General features: G+C 63.4%; 3 protein-coding genes. 2 read left to right on the plus strand and 1 reads right to left on the minus strand.

Features of this window, described 5'->3' with window-relative positions; translation table 11 throughout:
* On the plus strand, nt 1-889 hold an 889-nt coding region (locus tag EOA22_RS28655), incomplete at its 5' end, for a transporter substrate-binding domain-containing protein (protein ID WP_127390397.1).
* 91 nt (nt 890-980) lie between these two features.
* On the opposite strand, the gene EOA22_RS28660 is transcribed toward EOA22_RS28655, so the two are convergent.
* On the minus strand, nt 981-1,262 hold the full coding sequence (locus tag EOA22_RS28660) for a hypothetical protein (protein WP_082826505.1): 282 nt from the start codon (nt 1,260-1,262) through the stop codon (nt 981-983).
* Between the two features lie 281 nt (nt 1,263-1,543).
* Between EOA22_RS28660 and EOA22_RS28665 the strand changes: the two genes are divergently transcribed.
* Nucleotides 1,544-3,166 (plus strand): ABC-F family ATP-binding cassette domain-containing protein, encoded by a 1,623-nt coding sequence (locus EOA22_RS28665; protein ID WP_013530640.1) that lies wholly within the window; start codon nt 1,544-1,546, stop codon nt 3,164-3,166.
* Nucleotides 3,167-3,247: the final 81 nt, after the last annotated feature.

Raw genomic sequence — 3,247 nt, forward strand, 5'->3', positions numbered from 1 at the left:
GCTCAACCTGCGCTTCCACTATGTCGAAGTGCCTGCCGTGCAGGACCAGATCGATGGCGTCGTCAGCGGCAGATTCGATGCGGCGATGGCCGCGATCACGGTCACGGCCGACCGCGAAAAGGCCGTCGACTTCACGCAGCCCTTCTTCACGACCGGGCTCGGCATCGCAACGCCGCTCAACAACCAGCCGTCATGGCGGCCGGTGCTGCATGCCCTGACGTCGTTCGGCTTCCTGCAGGCGGTTCTGGCGCTGGTCATCATATCGGTGGTGGTCGGCGTCCTCATCTGGATGTTCGAACGCCGGCACAATGACGATTTCGGCGGCGGCGTCGCCAAGGGACTGTTTTCCAGCATGTGGTGGTCGACCATCGCCGCGACGCAGGCCAGCACCGGTGATTTCGGCCCGCGAACCGTGCCGGGGCGCGTGCTGGCCGCGCTCTGGATGATGGGATCGATCATTGCGATCGCGGTGTTCACTGCGGGTGTCACATCGGTGCTGACGGTGACGCAGATGGAAGGCATGGTGCAGGGCGAAAGCGATCTCGCCGCGGTCAGGGTCGGCGCGGTGCAGAGCTCGTCGACGGCGTCCTATCTGGATTCGACCCAGATCCGTCATCAGGACTTTGCCTCGATCCAGCAAGGCCTCAACGCGCTTCGCGCCGGCAAGATCGACGCGCTGGTGCACGACAAGCCGCTGCTTGGCTGGCTGGTCGGGCAGAATTACGCGACAAGCCTGCAGGTTCTCGATGCGACGTTCGACCAGCAGCAATATGCCATTGCGCTGCCGCTCGGCAGCCCGTTGCGCAAGTCTCTCGATGTCGCCCTCCTGCAGACCATCGAAAGCGATTGGTGGAAGCAGGCCGTCTTCCAGTATCTGGGCGAGAAGTAGCCGGCAGCAATTTCAGCGGTGCTATGCGCTGGAAGAACCGCCGTCGCTATCCGAGAGTGGCGGCCTGTCTTTCAGGGATGGATGGTTGCTGTCACTGGTCCAGGTCGACCGGTGTCACGCCAAGAAGTTTCAGGGCATTGGCATAGGTCCGGATGCCTTGCGCCTGCTTGCGCTCGGCACAGAACCGGTTCGCCTTGTCCTGGAGTGCCGTTGCCTCGGCGATCTGGCTCGCGCTGGCACCGGGTTTGGCTTTGGTCTGGATGGCTCCGTCGAGTTGAAGACCGAGCCGGCTGCAATATTCGCTCCGGGTGACCGCCGCATCCGACTGTGCGACCGCAAGCACGGCGAGCGAAATGCCTGTCAGGGCAGCCATCCATCCGGTCGAACGTCGTTGCATGTTTCGGGACCATTTCTTCGCGTTGTGCCGCAGGCCGCGTGACCGCCGCGAGGGTGGTTATGACAGGCGATGTTTTCGCGAGTTTTTCCCGGATGTTGAATCTTGTTTCTGGAGTGTGTCTGGCGGTGAAGCTGCCAATCTCCCCCACGAGGGGGAGATCGGCGGTGTGCGGCGCTTGCGCCTCTTCCTTTGCGGCTATCCTTCGCGTAAGGCGCCGGGCAAATCGTTTCACGCAAGCAAAATTCCCCGGACACCGCATGATCAGACTTGAAAGCATCAGCAAGCAGAACGGCCGTCAGCTTGTCTTCATCGAAGCGTCGGCGTCCCTGCAGAAGGGCGAGAAGGTCGGCCTCGTCGGGCCGAACGGCGCCGGCAAGACGACGCTGTTTCGCATGATCACCGGCCAGGAGCAGCCAGACGAAGGCCAGGTGCAGGTCGATCGCGGCGTCACCATCGGCTATTTCAGCCAGGATGTCGGCGACATGGAAGGCCACAGCGCTGTCGCCGAAGTGATGAACGGCGCCGGGCCGGTCAGCGAAGTCGCGGCCGAAATGGCGGCCCTCGAGGCGGCCATGGCCGATCCCGAGCAGGCCGACCAGATGGACGAGATCATCGAAAAATATGGCGAGGCGCAGCACCGCTTCGAGGAACTCGACGGTTATGCGCTGGATGGCCGCGCCCGCGAAGTGCTGGACGGTCTCGGCTTTTCGCAGGAGATGATGGACGGCGATGTCGGAAAGCTGTCCGGCGGCTGGAAGATGCGCGTGGCGCTGGCCCGCATCCTGTTGATGCGGCCCGACGCCATGCTGCTCGACGAGCCGTCGAACCATCTCGACCTGGAGAGCCTGATCTGGCTGGAATCCTTCCTGAAGAACTATGATGGCGCGCTGCTGATGACCTCGCACGACCGCGAGTTCATGAACCGCATCGTCAACAAGGTGGTCGAGATCGACGCCGGTTCGCTGACCGCCTATTCCGGAAACTACGAATTCTACCAGCAGCAGCGGGCGATCGCCGATAAGCAGCAGCAGGCTCAGTTCGAGCGCCAGCAGGCGATGCTGGCCAAGGAGATCGCCTTCATCGAGCGCTTCAAGGCGCGCGCCTCGCATGCCGCGCAGGTGCAGAGCCGGGTGAAGAAGCTGGACAAGATCGACCGCGTCGAGCCGCCGAAGCGCCGCCAGACCGTGTCCTTCGATTTCCTGCCGGCGCCGCGCTGCGGTGAGGATGTCGTCACGCTGAAGAACGTCCACAAGGGCTATGGCAGCCGCAGCATCTATGAGGGGCTCGATTTCCAGGTCCGCCGCCGCGAGCGCTGGTGCATCATGGGCGTCAACGGCGCCGGCAAATCGACGCTTCTGAAGCTGGTCGCCGGCGCTTCCGAGCCCGATACCGGCACGGTCGCGCGGGGCCCAAGTGTCAAGATGGGATATTTCGCCCAGCACGCCATGGAGGTGCTGGAAGGCGAGCGCACTGTGTTCCAGACACTGGAAGACGCGTTCCCCCAGGCCGGCCAGGCGCCGCTGCGGGCACTCGCAGGCTGCTTCGGCTTTTCCGGCGACGAGATCGAGAAGAAATGCCGTGTGCTGTCAGGCGGCGAGAAGGCGCGGCTGGTGATGGCGCTGATGCTGTTCGACCCGCCCAACCTTTTGGTGCTGGACGAGCCGACCAACCATCTCGACATCGCCACCAAGGAGATGCTGATCACGGCACTTTCGCAGTATGAGGGCACCATGCTGTTCGTCTCGCACGACCGGCATTTTCTGGCGGCGCTTTCCAACCGCGTGCTGGAACTGACGCCCGAAGGCATCCACACCTATGGCGGCGGCTATACGGAATATGTCGAGCGGACGGGGCAGGAAGCGCCGGGCCTGAGGAGCTAACGGCTACCTCAGCGAGATGCTCATGCCGCTGAGGTCGGCGTTGACCTGCAGGCCGACCTGCCTGCCCGTCAATTCGAGCTG

The sequence above is a fragment of the Mesorhizobium sp. M7A.F.Ca.US.014.04.1.1 genome, from assembly GCF_003998745.1.
Lineage (GTDB): Bacteria > Pseudomonadota > Alphaproteobacteria > Rhizobiales > Rhizobiaceae > Mesorhizobium > Mesorhizobium ciceri.